The 19,888-nt window shown below is 39.7% G+C and carries 8 protein-coding genes; all 8 read right to left on the minus strand.

What is annotated here, in order from left to right:
• Positions 1–43: 43 nt before the first annotated feature.
• From OLM61_RS15445 to OLM61_RS15480, 8 genes are read right to left on the minus strand one after another with little or no spacing between them, the layout of a single operon-like run.
• Positions 44–6,622 carry a T9SS type A sorting domain-containing protein gene (locus OLM61_RS15445; RefSeq protein ID WP_264523521.1) on the minus strand — a complete coding sequence of 2,193 codons (6,579 nt, stop codon included), beginning with the start codon at positions 6,620–6,622 and terminating at the stop codon, positions 44–46.
• A 22-nt stretch (positions 6,623–6,644) separates the two neighbouring features.
• A complete protein-coding gene (locus tag OLM61_RS15450; RefSeq protein ID WP_264523522.1) occupies positions 6,645–7,853 on the minus strand; it encodes a hypothetical protein in 1,209 nt (402 codons plus the stop codon).
• Between the two features lie 4 nt (positions 7,854–7,857).
• Positions 7,858–9,048, minus strand: a complete 1,191-nt coding sequence (locus OLM61_RS15455; RefSeq protein WP_264523523.1) for a hypothetical protein — start codon at positions 9,046–9,048, stop codon at positions 7,858–7,860.
• 4 nt (positions 9,049–9,052) lie between these two features.
• Positions 9,053–10,225: a hypothetical protein gene (locus tag OLM61_RS15460; protein ID WP_264523524.1), complete on the minus strand. Its 1,173-nt coding sequence runs from the start codon at positions 10,223–10,225 to the stop codon at positions 9,053–9,055.
• Positions 10,226–10,231: 6 nt separating this feature from the next.
• Entirely contained in the window at positions 10,232–11,503 is a 1,272-nt protein-coding gene (locus OLM61_RS15465) for a hypothetical protein (protein ID WP_264523525.1), read from the minus strand.
• Between the two features lie 38 nt (positions 11,504–11,541).
• Positions 11,542–12,861 (minus strand): hypothetical protein, encoded by a 1,320-nt coding sequence (locus OLM61_RS15470; protein WP_264523526.1) that lies wholly within the window; start codon positions 12,859–12,861, stop codon positions 11,542–11,544.
• Between the two features lie 4 nt (positions 12,862–12,865).
• Complete coding sequence (locus tag OLM61_RS15475; RefSeq protein WP_264523527.1) at positions 12,866–14,947, minus strand: fibronectin type III domain-containing protein; 2,082 nt, start codon at positions 14,945–14,947, stop codon at positions 12,866–12,868.
• A 1-nt stretch (position 14,948) separates the two neighbouring features.
• On the minus strand, positions 14,949–19,676 hold the full coding sequence (locus OLM61_RS15480) for a hypothetical protein (protein WP_264523528.1): 4,728 nt from the start codon (positions 19,674–19,676) through the stop codon (positions 14,949–14,951).
• Positions 19,677–19,888: the final 212 nt, after the last annotated feature.

Consider the following 19,888-nt stretch of genomic DNA (forward strand, 5'->3'; position numbering starts at 1 on the left):
ATATTTGAAATTTATAATTTTTACTTGCTGGATAAATTGAGGTTTACTGAATAATGATTTTTCTCAATTTACTTCCTTGCTGTGACTCGAATAACACAAAATATACTCCTGAAGGAAGTCCGTTAAGACTAAAGTTGAACAGGTAATTGTCTTTGCCCTCCTGAGTTTTTGAATCGATTAGCAAATTGTTGCTCAAATTATAAACCTTAACATGTGCAGGCATTACTTTATCAAGCAGTACATCTACAGTAAAAGCTCCTTTTGACGGGTTTGGATAGATTTTCAAATCAAATTTCTTCAAAGTCTCCTCGTCCGGATTGTTTTCTTCATATTCACCTTCAGTTACCAGAACCTGCTTGGTTTGAAAAGCGGTACAGTTTCCTTTTTTGGTGTTTAAGGTAATGTCATATTCTCCGGCCTGACTAAAACTGATTTCGGCAAAATCTTTGTTTTTCGAAATTACGGTTGCGTTTTCCGGGATTACCCATTCGATTTCGTCAGCATCCGGATTACTAATGTCAACGATGATGAATTTCTCGTTTTTGAATACCTGACTTGAGACTGCAAATTCGGCACTAATTGGTGTGTTCTGACTTGATATTTTGATGGTATCGGTAGCCTCACAACCCAATTTGTTGGTCACCACAACGGTATAATTGGCAGGTTGCGAAACGGTAATCATGGCTTTGTTGCTCTTGAAACCTTTGTCAGATGTCCAGGCGTACGTTGCTTTATCGTCGTTGATCGTGGCGTTTATGGTTAAAGTTTGATCAAAACATAAGGTTACGTCTTCTCCAATATTGATAATGTCTTTTGGCGGATTAACGATGGTGTATGTATGGTTGATGATACAGCCTTTGATGTCGGTAACGGTCACGCTATAATTGCCTGCCGAAGCATTGCTCAATACGTTTGATGTTTCACCTGTATTCCATAAATAGGTATAAGGTGCTTTTCCTCCTGAAACGGTCACGGTAATGGTAGCATCAGAACCGGCGTAACAGGTTGGTATTTTTATTTTTTCGGCAGCAGCCAAATGAACAGGTGCTGTGATGGTCATATTTTTTGTAATGCTACAACCGTGTTTGTCTGTTACTTTTACGGAATAATAACCCGGTGGTACATTTTTAATGGTAGCCGTCTGAGCACCCGTGTTCCAGATGTAGGTGTACGGAAGCGTTCCTCCGGACGGAGTCGCGTCAATCGTCCAGTCGTTGAAATCACCACAAAGGGTGTAATCAGCGGTAAGTACATTGTTCAGCACCTGAGGCTCGGTCACAACGAAGATCTGGCTGGTTGCCTTGTTTCCATTTGAATCGGTTGCAATGGTATAGTACGAACCTTTTCCGATACCTGTTAAAACAGTTGTTGTTGCCAATACGGCTGCATTACCTTGAGCAAACCATTGGTAGGTATAGCTTTCTCCTGGTTTTAAGAGTCCACCAATAGTAATTGGTTTTAAGCTTCCGTTTTGGTCTCCATTACATAAAACAACATTTTGTATAGCGACGCTGGTTTCTAAAAGTGGCGGTTCTGTTACTTCTATTAATGAAGAAGTTAAACTACAGCTTTTGGCATCTTTGATCACAATATAGTAAGTTCCGGCAGCCAGGTTTACTGCGGTGGCAGTAGTTTGGTTTAGTGCTGTACCGTCTTTTTTGAACCAGTTGTAGGTATAACTGCCATTGGCTCCCTGTGAGGTTACCGCAATAGATCCGTTGCTTAATCCTTTTCCTGTAGCAGGAGTTGATACGATCGTGCTGATAGTTAAAGCGGTTGGCGATGTAATTTTTACAGTCGCATCTGTACTTTTACATTGTTGGGTGTCTTGTACCTGAACGGTATATGTACCATCGGCTAAACCGCTGATCACTGTTTTTGTTCCGTTAGTAAAATTCGTCCAGTCTCTAACCAGCGTTCCATTTTGGAAACAACGGGATCTGAATATTCCGTTTCCTCCGGCAGCGGTGATGGAAATCGTTCCGTTACTGTCGCCTAAACATTTTACAGGTTCAAGAACCGTTGTAAAGGTGATGTAATCAGGCTGGGTGATGGTTAACGGAGCAGTGGTTACTTCAATTGCTTTTGAATCTTTTACAACCGCATAGTAAGTACCAATTTTTACATTGGTTAATTCGGCTTTGTTTTCATTTGGCAATAACGTATTGTTTCTGTACCAGCTAATCTTTTTAGTTCCAAAACCTCCGGCTACGGTTGCTTTTATGATAGCATTGTTCGATTCAAAACAAGTCATGTCCTGAGTTTGCTGGATAGTGATGGTTAACGGATTATCGGTAAAGTCAAAATCAGTGTATTTGGTACAGCCGGTCGCGTCCTGAACGGATACATAGTAATGATCTTTTACAAGTCCGGTAAAGTCTACCATTTTAGCAGCTGTGTTTGAAATTGTTTTTAACACGGTTACGTTTCCTTGTGCATTTTTAGTGTAGAGTTTATACTCAAAATTTGGTTTTCCTCCTATAATTTCAAAATGCAGTGCACCGTCATTTCCATTTTGAGCAGTAGGGTTGATGTAGGTAATTTTATCAATATCAAATCCAAAATCTGCCGGTTGTGTAATGATTATATTTTCCAGGATCCCAACGCAATGTGTAGCATCACTTGAATTGTAATTGGCATCGCGAACTTCAACTGCATAATCACCTTCCGTAAGGGCATCTAATGCCGTTGGTGTGAAGTTTTCGTAAGAGTTGGTTGCGGTATTTCTCTTTTTCCATTGGTACGTATAAACCGGAGCGCCATTTACAATAAAAGGTGTTCCTCCGGTAACTGCAATTGCAATTGCTCCGTCCTGTCCGGCAAAACAGCTCACCGGGATTTTAGAAGTTAAGCTTACTACAACGGCTGTTGGCTGTTTAAACGTTACGTCAATGGTATTTGAGTCTACATTACCGGCATCTGTAGCGGTAAGTGCATAGTCTCCGTCTGGTATGTTTGTAAAACCGGCTGTGTTTTTGATAATGGTTACTACAGCTCCGGTTGTTTTATTTCTTAATTTATAGGTGTAAATTCTGTCCGCTTGATTTTGGTTGTAGACCGCTCCTCCGGTGGCAACAGCATCTAATGAACCTAGTAAACTGTTACATTTTGCATGTAAATGCGTTTCGGTCAGCTGTGGTTTTGTGGGTTGCTCAATCGTGTAACTGTTTGAGGTTGGACAAAGTTTAGCATCGGTTACCAAAACGGTATAAACGCCGGCAGGGACATTGTTTAAAGTTGGGCTGTTGGTTCCTACAACCGCATTCGAACTATTTCTCCATTGGTAGGTATATCCGGGAGTTCCACCGTCAACAGTAATTACAATTTTACCGGTAGACAGGCCATAACCTGTAGTAGGTGAAGCTACTCCACTGTTGATAAATACAGCTTTTGCAGGTTCTGTAATGGTAGCGGTTTGTACAGGTGTTACACAACCGTTTGCGTCACTTATGAATATGGTGTAACTTCCGTCAGACAATCCCGTAATAAGTCCGTTTTTAGCATCAACTGTTCCACCGCTTGCTATGATAGTGTACGGTTTTGCGATGTCGGCAAACTTAGTTCCTCCAACGATGTTTAACTGCACGGTACCATTATTTCCATTATAACAGGATACTTCTGTTTTGGTGAAAGTAAAGGCCAGTTTATCCGGTTGTGTAATGGTGAAAGTATTTGTTCCAAAAAGAATATTGTTTTGCTGATCTTTTACGGTAATAACATAATCTCCGGCTCCTAATTCTATAGCCTCCGAGCTGGTTAAATCGTCTTTGGTACTTTCGGTATGTTTGTGTTTTACTCCGGTGGTGGTGTTTAACCATTCAAAAGTATAGGCTTTTACACCGCCTCGTACGACAGCCGTAAATATACCCGGCTTATCGCCATTACAGGCAACATTTGTATTCTGAGTTTGTGTGATACTGATGATCTCAAATTTGTCTGGCTGTGTAATTTTGTAATCTACCTGTGGAAGACTACAGCCATTTGCATCTCTTACGATCAAATGATAAGTACCAATAGCTAAATTTCCGATGGAAGAAGTTGATCCAATTATAGTAGCATCGCCATCTTTTGTCCACTCATAGCTATAGTTTGGTTTTCCGCCCGAAACGGTTACAGCTATGCTACCGTTTTTGGTTTCAAAACCGGTTAGGTCAATTAGAGTTGCACTTTCAATTTTTAAAGGTGCAGCAGGCTGTGTGATTACTACAGGCACATCAAGTGTTGCAATACAGCCATGATCGGTCTGATCTTTTACGGTAACGGTATAAGTTCCTATTGTAAGATTTGATAAATCATCCGCTGTGGAATAATTCACACCGTTTTTAGTCCATTGTTGTGTATAAGGTCCGGTTCCTCCTGAAATTGTAATGTCAATTGCAGCTGTTGCGGCACCAAAGCATAAAACATTTGTTTGCTTTGTTAGTTTTACTACTAATTCATCTGGTTCGTTGAGTTTATAGTTGAGTTGTTCTGCTTTTGCAAAAGGACCAGCTGGTTCAGGATTTGCCGTATCGGTTACGGTAACGCTGTATTGACCAACCCCAAGACCTGAAATTTCCGGTTTAGTTTCTGATGGAAGTACCACTCCATTTTTCTTCCACACATATTTGTAAGGTGCAATTCCGCCTTTAACAAGAGCAGTCAATTGTCCGTTAAAATTCCCATTACATTTAATAAATAGGGTTTCTTTAATTTCAACTTCCAATAAGGTCGACTCTTTTACGGTATAATCTTTTGTAACGATACAGCCTGTATTGTCTACGACATTTGCATTAGCATCTTTAATTTCTAAGCGATAAGTTCCCGCTTTCAGCCCTGTAATATCTCTTGTCGTTCTTGGAAAAGTAGGATCACCGGCACGAGTCCAGTTGTATTGGTAAGCCAGAGTACCTCCTGTTGGATCTGCAGGGAATGTTATGGAACCTGTGTTTTGATCAAAAATGGCCACATCTTTAATAGCTGGAGTTGGAACAACGATTGGATTAGGTTGTGTAATTACGATATTGTCTAATCGGGCAGGACAGCCATTTTCATCGCTAACGGCAACCCAATAGGTACCAACAGGAACATTGCTCAGTCTTGAAGCTGTACTGCCGTTACTCCATAAATAACTGTAAGCTCCGGTTCCTCCAAAAACAGTAATGTCTATGGCTCCGTCAGTTCCACCATTACAGGAAACATTACGACGTTGTGCAGTTGAGTTTGTTATAGTAAGAACGTCTGCAGGTTCTGAGATGGTATAAACTATAGAGAAGATACTGTTATTAGCATCGGTTACTTTTACCGTATAATTTCCTTTAAGAATTCCGCTTAGTGTAGCCGATTCTTTACCAGGCATTTCAGTTCCATTTAACAACCACTGAAATTTATAATTTGGGGTAGTAGTGTTTAGCGTTCCGCCACTTGCTACTACGGTAATACTACCAGTTGGCAGGCCTTTACATTTAATGTTTGTCTGATCTTGCAAGACTACGGCCAGCGCTTTTAATTCGACGGTTCCGCTTGGGATAGTACATCCTTTTGCATCTCTAACTGTTACTTGGTACGTACCATTTCCTAAACCAGTAGTAAGTCCTGCACCATTGGTATTAGCGCCAAAAGGCTGACCATTTTTGGTCCATACATAGGTGTACGGAGCAGTTCCGCCTGTGGCTGTTACTGTAATAGTACCGTCGGTTGCAGCAGTCGATGTAGGCTGTGTTTGTGTTATGTTTGTAATGGCTAATGCCGTTGGCGGCTGCGTAATTTTGGTTATGATGCCGTTGGTTAAAGTACAATTATTCTCATCTTTTACGGTATACGAATAATCTAATGCTTTTAAACCCGTTCTGTTTGCACCAGTACCACCGTCACTCCAAAGTACGGTAAGCGTACCGGATCCTCCGCTCAGACTTATCGTAATTTCTCCATCATTACCGCCAAAACAGCTAACGTCTTTTTTAGAAGTTACAGTAGATTGTATTTGAGGATTAGGCTCTAGTAAGACCACAGGGCCTGTAGCGGTATTATTGTTGCTATCGGCAACAACAACTTTATAATAACCGGCACTTTGTCCCGAAACAGTAGAAGTTGTACTTGGTCCCGAAACTTTACTAAGAATATTTCCGGCTGCATCACATTTATACCAGGTATAATTGTAAGTTCTGCTTATTGGTGTTGCGCTATACGGAAAACCTCCAATAGCTGATGCTGTCAGAGTACCTGTTCCTCCCGGACATAATATATTAGTTGGTTTTGGCGTACTAACAACTAATTTCCCAGGTTCGTAAATTATAAAAGGAACATTAGTACTTGTACAAACTTTATTTCTGTCTTTTGCATACATGACATAGCTTCCGGCTGGTAGTGAATTCCAGTTAGTCGGGGTATAAGGCTGCCCGTCTTTGGTAAAGAAATAAACGTAGTCGCCTGTACCGCCTTCAAATACAACAGAGAACGTACCATTGGGGGTGCCATTTTCTTTTGCATCCGTATAACTCAAAGTACCAGCAGTAACTGTAATTGCTTTTGGCGTTGTGATTGTAATGGTTCTGGCTCCGTCAACTGCCGGTTGAGGGTCCGGAGCCTGAGAATATCCCAATAAACTCGTAAGAAACAGTAGTAGTAAGTAGATTTTTTTCATAATGGTATGGTTGTTCGGGAATTTATTGTTCTTCGCAATTGAATTTGTCAATGATTTTAACGGTATGGCCTCCATCAAGGGTTATGGGGATCTGGTGGGTACCGGAAAACTCATTTTTTTTGGGTACTGTCTGGCCGTTTATAACTTCAGTCTGATTGTCTAAAATGTAATAGTACGGAGTTGTTCCACCGGCAGCATGTATTTCTATGAAACCTCTGTTGCCACTGCATTCGGGTTGTATGGCCTTTGCCCAAAAGGTTAAAGGTGTTTTCTCGTCTATGGTAAAAGGATCCGTAATAATAGCACTTAAACCCACTTTTTCTCCACTATCAGATGTGCTTTGGGCCTGGTATTTTATTTTGTAGGTACCCGCCGCTATGCCTTTCCAGGTATAGGTTTTATTAGAAACTTCATTTTCGGAGGCATAAATACTCGTGATAAAGCCTGTATCCGGAGCAACCGGATTGGCATGGAAGAGATTAAGAAGAAGTTTGTTGCCTGCTTTTAGCCCCGTCTTAAATTTTAAAGAGGCACTGCCTGTGGCCGTATTGCTGCATTCAACAGCAGTTGCTGCTGGTTTTTTTTCTTCCAGTTCGGGCGAGCAGCCAATAATACTGTAAAAAACGGTATTTGTAAATTGTGTTTTATAACCCGCCTGAAAGAAAATTTGAGATTTACCATCGTAATCGCCAATGTCTTTGAGGCTAAAAGTAATGGCCCTTTTTCCCTGAAATTGAGAAGGCATGGGTTTCCATCCCGTCGCATCATATTGGTATTGCCAGTCCCATCCATTGGTTAAAGTAACAACATCGTCGGCACAAAGGTTATTGGAGGTAGGTTGTTTAAGATGAATGGTCCAGGCTACCGAATTACCCACACAGCCTCCAAAGTTTTCCTGAGTGCTCACTGCCGGGTTGTACGGAATGGTATATTCCTTTGAACAGTTTACCTGGTCGTTGGTTTTTTGTTCGAGCGCTAAGAAATACAATTCATTGATATCTTTAGTGTAAAAAAAGTCATATTGCACCATTTCCTGAGAAATTAGGGGCTGTATATTACGGGTACTAAAAACCAGTACTTCAGTTTTTCTTCCCTCAATGGTGTATCGGGTTGTCTTGGTACCAGGAGTTTTAGGATTCATTGTGGATCGTATCAATAGTCCATACTCATTCTGCCCCTGAACGAACAGGCTTGTTAAAAAGAATAGGAATACGAGTAATTTTTTGTTCATTATGTTATTTTTCGATGCAATCAGAATTATCTACTACAATTACTTTGTGGCCACCATCTGTAGTAATGGGGATCTTGTCACCATTGGAAAATCTAATTTTTTTAGGGACTGTCTGGCCGTTTACAACTTCGGTCTGATCGTCTAAAATGTAGTAGTACGGACTTGTTCCACCGGTAGCACTTATTTCTATGAAACCCCTGTCGCCACTGCATTCGGGTTGTATCGCCGTTGCCCAAAAAGTTAAGGCTGTATTTTTTTTGATTTCGAATGTACTTATAGTCGACGGAGTAGAGGGAGTACCGTTTCCAAACTGTGTCTGAAATTTAAAATTATATAAACCTACAGGTATGTTTTTCCATTTGTAACTAAGTGCCGAAATTTTTTCTATGTCAGGATCATTTGAAGTTGCCGAACTCGGATTACCATTGCCTACAGGAACGCGATTGAAAAGGAATTTTTCTCCTTTTGCAGTTTCCAGTGGTCTGCTAAACGTAAAAGTTACGCTGCCATTGCTGTAACTGCAAGTGGTTAAGTTTGGGTCTGAAGTAGCAGCTAGTGTAGGAGAACACGGTATGATATAGTAATTAACCACATTAGAATAAACATTTTCATCAGGTGCATTTGGGTCGGAGTCAATTAAAACCCTGAAAATTATAGTTCCCGTATAATCGTTTAGGGCCGGATAATTGGCTTTAACAAATTCGAAGCTTTGATTTGGGGTAGTAGTAATGTTCATAGGAGTGAAATTAATACCATTAGTGCTGTATTCCCATGAAAAACGATAAGGCCCCGGGCAGCTTACCGCAGTAAGGGTTTTTTTATCGCAAAACAAGTTGGTATCTACGTTTGGTTCGGGTAAAACGGCATTGGTTATTCCCCAAAAGCAATCATTCATGTTAATAGTACTTCGCTCGAAGCAGGCCATAGGATCGCGCCAGGCACAGCCAAAACCGGTATCGGCAGTACTAATAAGTTCAACAAAAGTTGGGATTACATTAAACACATGATAATCCCCATACTCGGCAATTGGTCCGATAACTGTATTACCAGACATAAAATAATACGATGACAACCAAGCACATTCGTTGACACAGCTTCCCATACTATGACGGACGATGTACAGTTTTTGCGAATAACTCTTACTGCCGGATAAGAGCATTACAGTGAATAAAAAAAGATATATTATTTTCTTCATAATGTTATTTTTCTATGCAATCAGAGTCGTCTACAACGATCACTTTATGAGCACCATCTGTTGTTATTTTTATGGTATGAGGACTTGTAAAGGCATGTTTTTGTGCTAAAGGCTCACCGTCTAAAAGGTAATAGTAAGAGTTCGATCCCCCGGTAGCTGTTATAAGTATACCTTTTTCGTCTGTACTGCAGACTGGCTGTACTGCTGTTGCCGTAAAAGTTAAGGCTGTACGTTGCTTGATTTCGAACTTCGTTACCGGTGACACTGTAGAAGGCGTATTGTTTCCAAATTGTGTCTGATATTTAAAATTATATACACCCGCAGGTATGTTTTTCCATTTGTAACTAAGCGCAGAAATTTTTTCTACTTCAGGTTCCTCTGAAGTTGCAGAACTCGGATTACCATTGCCAACAGGAATGCGATTGAAAAGGAATTTTTCTCCTTTTGCGGTTTCCAGTGGTCGGCTAAACGTAAAGGTTACACTGCCATTGCTGTAACTGCAAGTCGTATAGTTTGGATCGGACGTATGGTCTAATCTTGGAGAACAGGGTATAATATTATAGGTGACGATTTTGGCAAATTGTTGTTGATATCCGGCTCTAAATCGCACATCACCTGAAGTTTTATAGTTTGGTAAATCTTTTAGTTGGAATGAAATGGATGCTTTTTCCTGAAATTGCGATGGAAACGGTGCCCAATTCAAACCATCAAATTGATACTGCCAATTCCAGCCATTTTTAAGGGTAATAATATCTTCTACACATTTTTGATTGGTTTCCGGATAAACAGGAATTGGGATGTTCAAACTTAGCACTTCAAAATCGCCAATACAGCCTCCAAAACCGTCTCTGCTAAAAGTAGTGATATCAAAAGGAGTAGAGTCTTTAATCTGACAATCGGTGCCGTTTTTGTTTCCGGCTGTTGCACTTCTGTAATCTATTTTGGTAGGATTGTCGGTTACATAGAAAAAATCATATTCAATTTCCTCCTGATCGCCGGTATTACTGCTTTTATGTATGGAATGGTTTCCCAACGTCAGGCTTAAGCTGCCCGCATGACTGCCGTCCCATCCTCGTGAGGGTGATAAAGTAGAAATTACAAGAATTCCATAGTCCGTTTGTCCGTAAACAAACAGATTCCCTAACAAGAATATAAATAAGAGTAATTTTTTTATCATATAATATTATTTTTCTATACAGTTAAAGCTGTCTACGACTATTACTTTATGTTTTCCATCCGTTGTAATGGGTATTAGGTAAGAACCGCTAAACGGGATTCTTTTAGGTACTATAATGTTGTTAACGATTTCCGTTTCATCGTCAAGTATGTAATAATATGGGGGCATTCCTCCTTCAGCAGAAATTAGAATTCCGCCTTTATCGGTACTGCACTCAGGCTGCACGTCTGCTGCTTTAAAAGTTAATGCAGGCGTTCTTGAAGTGATTGTAAAATTGGTAACGGTTGACACTGTAGAAGGTGTATTGTTTCCAAATTGTGTCTGATATTTGAAATCGTATTTCCCCGGAGCAATATTTTTCCATTTGTAACTAAGTGCTGAAATCTTTTCAACGTCAGGATCATCTGAAGTTGCCGAACTCGGATTACCATTGCCTACAGGAACGCGATTGAAAAGATATTTTTCTCCTGTTTCCAGCGGTCGGCTAAAAGTAAAGGTAACTTCACCGTTGCTGTAATTGCAGGCAGTAATGTTTGGATTTGATGTCGCCTCTAATTTTGGAGAGCAGGATATAATGTTATAGGTCGCAATATCCGACTCATAGATTTCAATTTTAGAAGTATTTAGATTTTCATAGTCAACAACAAATTTGATAAACAGGTTTCCTGTGTAATCTTTCAAATCGGGAACATCCTTGAAGTTAAAGTTTAGCCCATTTTCGGTATATTGGGTACCATAGTTAAAATACTTCCATTGGGTGTCGGTACTTTTTTTGTACTGCCACGAATAACCTGCACCCGACAATTGAACCTGTTTTTGTATGGTAAAATTGCCACAGTTGCCAATTAAGCCACTTGGTTCCGGCAGGTCTAAAAGCAGGAAGGTAGTATGGCCGTGACAAGCTCCCATAGCGACACTTTTTGGAGCTGCTAAAGTCGCCTGATCTTTTTGATTGCATTCTGGGCCTCCTAATTGGGTTGGTTTAACAACATTAGAACCGTTGATAACAATTTTAAGAGGGTATTTCGTTTGATCGTACTGTACTAAATCATAGAAAATCTTTTCATCATCGTCATTATTATTAATGTTATAGGCTTTACCAAAAGCAGGAGCTCCGGTAGCGGAAATGTTTACACTATAGGTATTGGATTTGAGGTCAGGACCATATCTTGTTAACTTAGTTTCAATTAATATTTTACCCGTTTGACCATAAATCACCGGAGCCGCAAAAAAGGCGGCCAGAGTCAAAATGTAAATGGTTTTTTGTAAAATATTCATTTTTTAATGTTTAAAACAGGTATCGTATTTTTTTTAAATTAGTTTTCCATGCAATCAAAACGGTCCACGACAATCACCTGATGATCTCCATCGGTTGTAACACTTATGATGTCCGGATTGTTAGTGAGCTCTTTTTTCGTTTCATTATCGATAATGTAGTAGTAAGGAGGTGTGCCTCCTTTTACTGAAATTTCAACGCCGCCTTTATCAGTGCTGCATTGGGGTTGTATGGCTGTTGCTTTAAAAGTTAAGGCCTCTGTATTGTCTATTTTGAAAACCGGAGTTTCTACCGGACTGGAACCAAGTGTGGCATTGGGATCAGAAACGTTTTGCGTTTGGTATTTTATGGTATAAGAACCCGGAGCAAGCCCGTCCCAGCTATAAGCTCTATTGGAAACCTCTGTATCTTTTGCAAACCGGTGGCTTCTGTAAGCACCATTTTCATATAAGGTAAGAAGCAGTTTTTGGCCTGACGGAACGTCCGACAGGAAATTTAACGTCACACTGCCATTCGGTTGATTGTAACATTTGACCTGAGCGGTTACCGGTGCACCATTCAGTTTAGGAGAACAAGGGATAAACCTGTAGGTTAAAATATCAGAGTAATCATTTGCGCCGCCGCTTCCGGTTCTGGTGTATCTCGCCCTCAATTGAAAGTTTTGATTCAATTGCAGGTTAGGGATGGAGGTAAACGTTATGGGGATGTATTGCGCCGATCTTGATGCATAAGGAAATAGCTCTTTCCAACCTGCACTGTTTGGATCATAATATTCAACGGCAAAAGTCATATAACCGCTTTCACCCACAACGGCTACCGTAAAATTGAAAGTTTCGCATTGTTTTAGTTCTGAATTGGAAACATTGTAATTGTTTACCTCCACAAGCGTTTGCAAATAGAAGAATTCGAACTGGGTATTGTGCGTAACTGTAATATTATCAAAGTTATAAGCAAAGTTAGATTGCCAATAACCGGAATACGGACCTGTCATAAAGGGTGCGTGTTTTTGAAAGAATCCCGAAGATCCGTTATCAACCGCTCCACTAAGACGTAATGGACTAGTCGAAACAACAACACCGTCCATCGGACTAACGCCTGAATTTTTTATAACATACGAAAATGAACTGCTTCCGGACGTTGCACTTGCATTGGCATAAGTTCCATTGAAAGGGTAAGTATCTCCGGTATTTAAATAAAAGTAAACGTTACGGCCGCTGCTTGCCGATTTCCTTAAATCCCACTTCACTTTATACTTGTACGTTGTTTGTCCATTGATTAGCTGCATACCAAAAACAGTTAAAAACAGGCAGGCTATTTTTAAGGTTTGGAATATGTTTTTGTATGTCATTAATGGTTTCATGTACTTAGAACTTTACAGTGAAAAAATCCATTTTAGAGGTTCTTCCATCTTTAAATGTTGCTCTGATACCGTATTGGTATGTGGTATTAATTGTAATAGTCGGGTCAGGTAAAAATCGGGTAGTCCCGGTCACAATCTGAATCAGTTGTAACGCATCTTTATCTGAAGCTTTATAAATTTCAAAACCATCGACCTCATTGTTCGAGTAATCCCATGATAAATCGATCGTATTTGTCGTTTTGTTGGGCTGGGCAAAGAAGCCTTTCACCGCTGGCATAACAGAGTATTTAGGCACAAATAGGGTTAATCCCGGTGAAGGATTAGAAACTAAATTGCTCTCATCTTTAGCAAAAATGGCGTAGCGATACGTACTCCCTTCAACAGCCGTTTTATCCTGAAACTTTTCTTCCTTGTTCTTAGTTTCCAAAATCAGCGTCCAGTCCTTTTGGTCATTTTCTTTTCTGTACAATTGGTGTACCGCCACATCTTCACTCTGGCTGTTTACCCATTCGAGAAAAATCGAACCTTCTTTAATTTTAAAACTGGTAAAAACAGGTGAAGTAGGAGGGATTACATCCGGTTTTTTAAGAATTAAAACATCTGAGAAATCAGACATATTGTAATGATAATCTACCGCAATAACTTTGTAGTATACTTTACTATTCAAACTTTTAACAAGCACTTTGTCCTGATAAGAGGTTGGCTCACTAGGACTTACGGTTAACTGCGTAAGTTCTTCTTCAGCAGTGTTTCCTCTATAGATACGATAGCCCAGTAAATCTTTTTCTTTATTCGGATCCCATGTTAGTTTTACAACTCCCAAACTGTCTATTACCCCTTTTAAACCAAGTGGTTTCGAAGGCGGGATAGAATCAACCGGCTGCACAAGCATAGCAAATGAAGTTCTGTTGTTGCCCTGTTTTCCAAGGGCCGTAATGGTAAAATAGTTGGTCGATAAGAGCTTGTTGTACGTCACTGTGCGGCTCTTGGCAGGGATGTTTTTTATCACCGTTTTATAACCATCATCATCCGTATCGGAACGATTTAATTCAAATCCTGTAATGTCATCCTCTCCTTCCTTCGGAAATTCCCAGGTTAAGGTAACGGTGTTTTCATCCTTAAATTCCTTCACCGTAAGATGCGGAACATATTTTAAGATTTCGACACCTTTTCCGGTGACAACCTGCGAATAGGGACCTAGCTCACCAAAAGGAGAAATTCCCTGAATTCTGTAGCTGTACGGTTTATTGTTGGCAATCGAATCCACATAGAAAATCTGACTGTTGTTGGTGTTTTGCTGATTTAAACTGGTATAAGGCTTATCTGTAATTCTTTCAAAAGTTTTTTTGTCTGACGAGCGCTCTACAAAATAATTGGCATAGGTATGCGACAGTATTTTAAAATTCCAGCTTAACATCGCACTGTTGTTCGTAAAGCGAGCAGTAAAATCCATCGGCTTTGGAAGGGGCTGATAATCCTCTAATCCCACAAAGATTCCGCCATACGAAATAGTAGCTTCCTTTTCAGGTACATTTGAAATTACACGATAGGCATATTTTTCGTTTGGTTTAACCGTTTTATCTTCAAATCCAAGACCAGCTTTTTTGGCAATTTCATAATCCCTGTCAGCAGTTAGCAAGGCAAAAGTAAACCTTTGCTCGTTCTCTTCCGAAAGGTTAACGATGTTCTCTAATTTGTCTGTTCCGGTAACCGAAAAGTTTTCTCCGTAAATGGCTTGTGCCACAATAGCGGCATTGTCATTCTTTTCAATTAGTTTTTCCCAGGTTTCCAGTGGTTCCGGTTTTAAGGCACTCACTAAAACCACCTTTTCAGGAGTTGCCAGAGTTTTGTTGCTTCGGGTAACGGTGTAACGCTCTACGGTGTACCCGTATGCATTCAGTTTTTTCCAGGCTATCGCATTGCTGACCGCCCATCGCAACAGAATTCTGTCTTTTTGCACTCTGGCTATAACTTGTATTTCCGATTTTATTTCGTTTGGATTCGATTCTCCCGTGGCATTTTTCTCTTGTGCATAGTTCGTACCAGTGATGATAAAAGTAAGGAGAATTAAAAATTTAAGCTTCATGCTAATTTGTTTTATTGAATGTAAAAATTGAACTGGTTCCAGCCTGTCCGCCTGGCAGAATATAATTTAGTCTGACATTATAAGTACCGTCTTTTATCATCGGAAATCTTCCGGTTATGATATAGTTGTACTTGTCAATCATAGCCCTATTCTGACTGTTCACATATTTATTGACTACTTTATACTGAATTTTTATAAAATCATCTTTATAGTAAAAAGGCTGGTTGTAGCGATACGGCAACCTGTCTCTTAAATAAGGACTTTTCGGATTATTGATTAAATCAGCCAGGTAAGAGGTGATGATTTCCATTCCTTTAACCGGCGGATTTCCTAGAATACTCGTGTTTCGGTTTAAAGTTAAATCGGCTTCAAGAGGATACCCCTTATAGATCAATGGATAAATATCATTTTTAAAATAACTGTCGTCTAACACGGCTTCAACACTTACCAATGGAATGTTCATTGATTGAGGTGTACCGGCGATTTCAATTTCATCAAAAGCTTCAGTTGCGGTGCTTTCTGCATGCAAGGCATGAATATCGGCCTCAATGATTTCTATGTGCGTTTTACGTGCTTTCTTAGCAGCCATTTTTTCCTGAAAAGTATTGTATTGACTGGTATTGAAATTATACTGCAGCAATTCAATACCCTGACCACCTGTTAGCGTTTCAGCCAGTTTATTGCTTTTAACTTCTACATTGGCATTTGTACCAAGATCCTGTTTGTCAAAACTTTCACTCAGGTTTGCATTTGCGTCTTTTACCGTTTCAAGCGTCATTAAGGATAAATTATATGGTTTTACGTTTTCTAAAGCAGGCATACTAACGATTACCTTTTTTAACTCCGTATTGTAGCTTATAGCCCCATTTCCTGTTTTAGTTCCGGTTTTATAGTATGCTTTTTGAGATTGTCCCGGTTTCAGGTCAAATAAATAAGCCTGTCCTATTTTTAGCACTACATAAGCTTCTTTACTCTCGTTTTGATAAACATATTTTTGATCAAAAACAGGATAGCTATAAGCAATATTAGTTACCGGAATATTGTTTGGCGCCACACCTGTGGTAAAAGTTCGGGTTTCTGTTTCCATTGCAACCTGACCCTGATCCATAATCGTTTTCCATGCACCATTGGTGTATTCCTGGAAGCTTACTTTCACAGTTAAGGTTAATTCTGATTTCTCAGGTAATATTTCAAATGAATTAAAACTTACCAAATCACTTGTTTTGTTCCAGCTTAGCGAACCAATTACCGGAACTCCGGCTTTTTTGACGGTGTATTCTTCCAGTTTGAGTCGGTAGGTTTTAACCCCGTCATCTCCTTCAATGTTAAAGTTTTTATCGACCGGCATGTTAAATCCAACCTGAGGTACGGTAAAGACATCTACGTCTTTTGTTCCCTGAGCAGGAGTAATATCGGCAATAGATTTTAAGCCTTCTAACGGATTCGCTGATATGAATTCGCATTGTTCTCCAAATTCAAGTTTGAAACGGAAACTACCTTTCACGGCACCACCAAGCAGACTGAATTCACCCGCCATATAGCCTCGAATCCATACTGGATTAGGTAATTTGGCTTGTAGTAAAACGGCACCTCCACCTTTTATAATGGATATTTTCTTTCGTATAAAAAACAGTTTAATATTAATTCCAAGTTCCCCTTGCATATAGGCATAGGACTGACCGTTGGCATACCAACCGTTTATACCAATTTGCCCCGAACCTTTACATTGTGCTTCTCCATAATCTTTCACCATGATGTCAAATCCAAATCCGGCCTGGAAATTGGCGTAAAACATTAAGAAACTTAAGTTCCCCGTTTTAATGCTAAAATCTGCACCAAAGGCAAATCCTTTTCCTGAAGCAATGCTGTTTTCGTCGCGCATATAATTCAGTTTGGCAACGTCAACTCTTAAAAGTTGGGCCACAATATCCGGTGGCGGCGGACTGCCCGGGATATCATCTCCAAGCATAAAATAACCTCCGGCTTCTACTTCGATAGATCCAATAGCTATTTTTATACCTAATCGGTCGGTAGGATTACCCGCACGGATATACCATTTGTCTGGTCCGAAGTGTAAAACGGCCCAACCGGCTCTGTTTCCTGAAGAACGTCCTTGTATGAAACCTCCCGGAGTGTCAATGTATAAATCGAATGTACCGTGTAATGTTTTGGCTCTAAAATCGTATTCTATCGCAGCAAAGGCGTTGATACCCATACTGTTTTTTACATCATTTGGATAAAGTTGTTCTGCAGCTGCCGATAAATTGCTTGTTTTTAAGGCTTCTGTTGCGATCTGACCCATTATGGATTCATTTTCGGTAACTGTCTTTAAAGCTTTTGTTATCTCTTCCGCTCCCGGAATTTCAAACGGCTGCATGATATGGCCTTCTCCGTAAATACTAATTCTGTTGATACCGGAATTATTATTAAAGGCAATTTCAAAACCGGCGCCTCCCCAGAATGCATTGGCTGTGGCAGTACCTGCAAACTTAATCATGGCTTTAACCCCTAATCCTGATTCGGCATCAGGAACATAATTTGATTTGGATGCCACAAAAGAAGAACTGAATCCGTCTTTTCTCATGCGGTAGTAGGCACCACCACCAAAACCTTTAAAAGTAATCGCTCCGGCAGGAATATTTAAATTGTCCACCATAGCATCCACATACCAGTATCTAAAAGTTGTAGATCCAAAAATAGCATTGGCTTCAACTTTGATACCTCCTGTAAAATCGGCCGATACACTTCCTTTGAAACCATTTCCATAAACCGGATCATTGTCCATTATGGTAATACTTCCTTTGAATTTTACACCTCCTAAGTCGGCAGCAACTTTTATTTCCTCAAACTTAATACGTTCGTATTTCCATTTTTGAATTCCTTTTTCTCTGTCGAACGATCCAATCACATAAAATTTGGTTTGACCGCTAAACTGATTTTGCATGATGTTAATGGCAACGTCTACTTTCAGACTTGCAGATACATCGGTAGCAACCAAAGAGATTTCGTTGATGGTTACAGGGAAATTACTAACCGCGGCATCTTTCTCCTGAATGTGTTTGTAACCAAAATAATCAGCCGTTAGGTAAGGCACGACTGTTTGTAAGGTTAAATTCTGGAAGATGATTCCTTTAAAATTAAGAGCTTCCTTTTTCTCACCATCAGCATTAGTGGTTTCAGAAGATTTAATTGGTGAGGCAGCCAGTTCGGCTGCAGTAGTATTTTTATTGCTGCCTTTTAAAGCTAAACTTCCGTAAAGAACGGCTTTAGGTAAAAACTTACCGTCTTTTACCCTTAATTCCAAATAGGAGTTTTTTTCTAAAGAAGCCGTTGATTTAAAAGCCTGGAAGCAAATATTGTTGGTTACATCAGCTTTAAGGATATATTCGTTGTCTACAGGGTTTATGATCGCATTGTACGCTAACCTTCCTCTTGATTTAGGATCACACTGGGTGTTATCTTCCGAAGAAAGGGGTAAAACAATTTCACCATTGAAAGCGGCTGCTGTCAGGGAATTGGCACGGAACTCCATTTCGATATGGTCTAATGAAAACTGCCAGCCGGAAGCACTTCCTTCTTTAAGGCTAAAAACATTATCACCGATGAATTTTCCGGAAACCCCCATTCGGTCAATTAAAAGATTGGCGGCTTCAAATTTGACCCTTTTGTTTTCGTCTCTTTTATTGAACTGTTCCGGTAATACAACTTTCAGAGATTTTACATAAAAACCTCTCCATAAATTTTCATTGCCTGGTACCAGATAATCTTTGACATAATCGGCATCGGGCCATTCGATTTTATCAGAGTTTCTAATGTCACTCAAATCGATTACGGCATTATTTAGTTCAAAGGCAGGTCCTTTGCCCTTATAAGACGTCAGTTGAAATTTGGGTAATGAAATTTCAATCAGTATATCATTCCAGTTGGATACTATTGTCTTGAAGGAACCTGTTACGCGGGTAGGAGCGGGAATAAGCTTGTACTGATCATCGACGGGTTCTAGATAATTTCTTGAAAACTCAACGTCTGCGGTAATTCCAAGTTCCTTGAAACCGTTACAGTCAATCGTTACATACGTCTTTTTTTCTACAAGTCCGGTAGACATTTCCATGCCTCCTCTTAAAATAAGCAACGAATTCGGACCATTGATGTTAAGTGGAACGTCTCCCAGTAAAACCAGGTTCGTGGCACCAACCAATCCACCTTTGTGCGAAAGTTTAATACCGTTAGCCCCAAAGAATAACTCTTTAGGTCTTCCAAGTGAATCTTTCTGTGGAATTACGATTTTTACAAAAGCAGTAAGCTCCGTGTATTGCGGAGTAAATTTGGCGCTGCTGATTCCTAACATGTACTGAATTCCTCCGATGGTTTTCTTTATACCAAGAGGCAGCATGGATAATTTTTTGGGCTCTAAAAAATCAGTAAGATTATCGTTTTTAGCAATCTCCTTAAAAACGGACATGGCCAGATCACGATCTTTATTGGTTTCCTGCGAAACCGGAAAATTCTTTTTTAGAAACTCATTAGTGAATTCGCTTTCGGGAGCCTGGTAGTAACTCAGCGAATTGTTGAGAAGACCAACATCGTCTTTGGGAAAATTTTTAGAAATAAAAACCTTCTTTGAATTGGTAATGGTATCGGTATACGTATTAGAAAAGCAATTGATGCTAACTAAAAACAAAATAATACATACGATAAAAGGAAATAACTTAAGAGTAGTTTTTTTCAAGTCTTAGTAGGTTTGGTTGGTATTAAGCAATATAGTGACGCGTAAGCGGATCTAAAGCAACTTATTCAGGGGCACCCAAATAGAGGTGATTTTAACAGAAAAGAAATCGTTTTGAGGCTGCAACTTTTCTTTTCATAACATTAGATTTCAGGGACAGAGCCGTAAAGTAATAGGCTCCTTTTCTTTATGTTCATTAGATTATCAAATGTTAG

The sequence above is a fragment of the Flavobacterium sp. N502536 genome (assembly GCF_025947345.1).
Taxonomy (GTDB): Bacteria; Bacteroidota; Bacteroidia; order Flavobacteriales; family Flavobacteriaceae; genus Flavobacterium.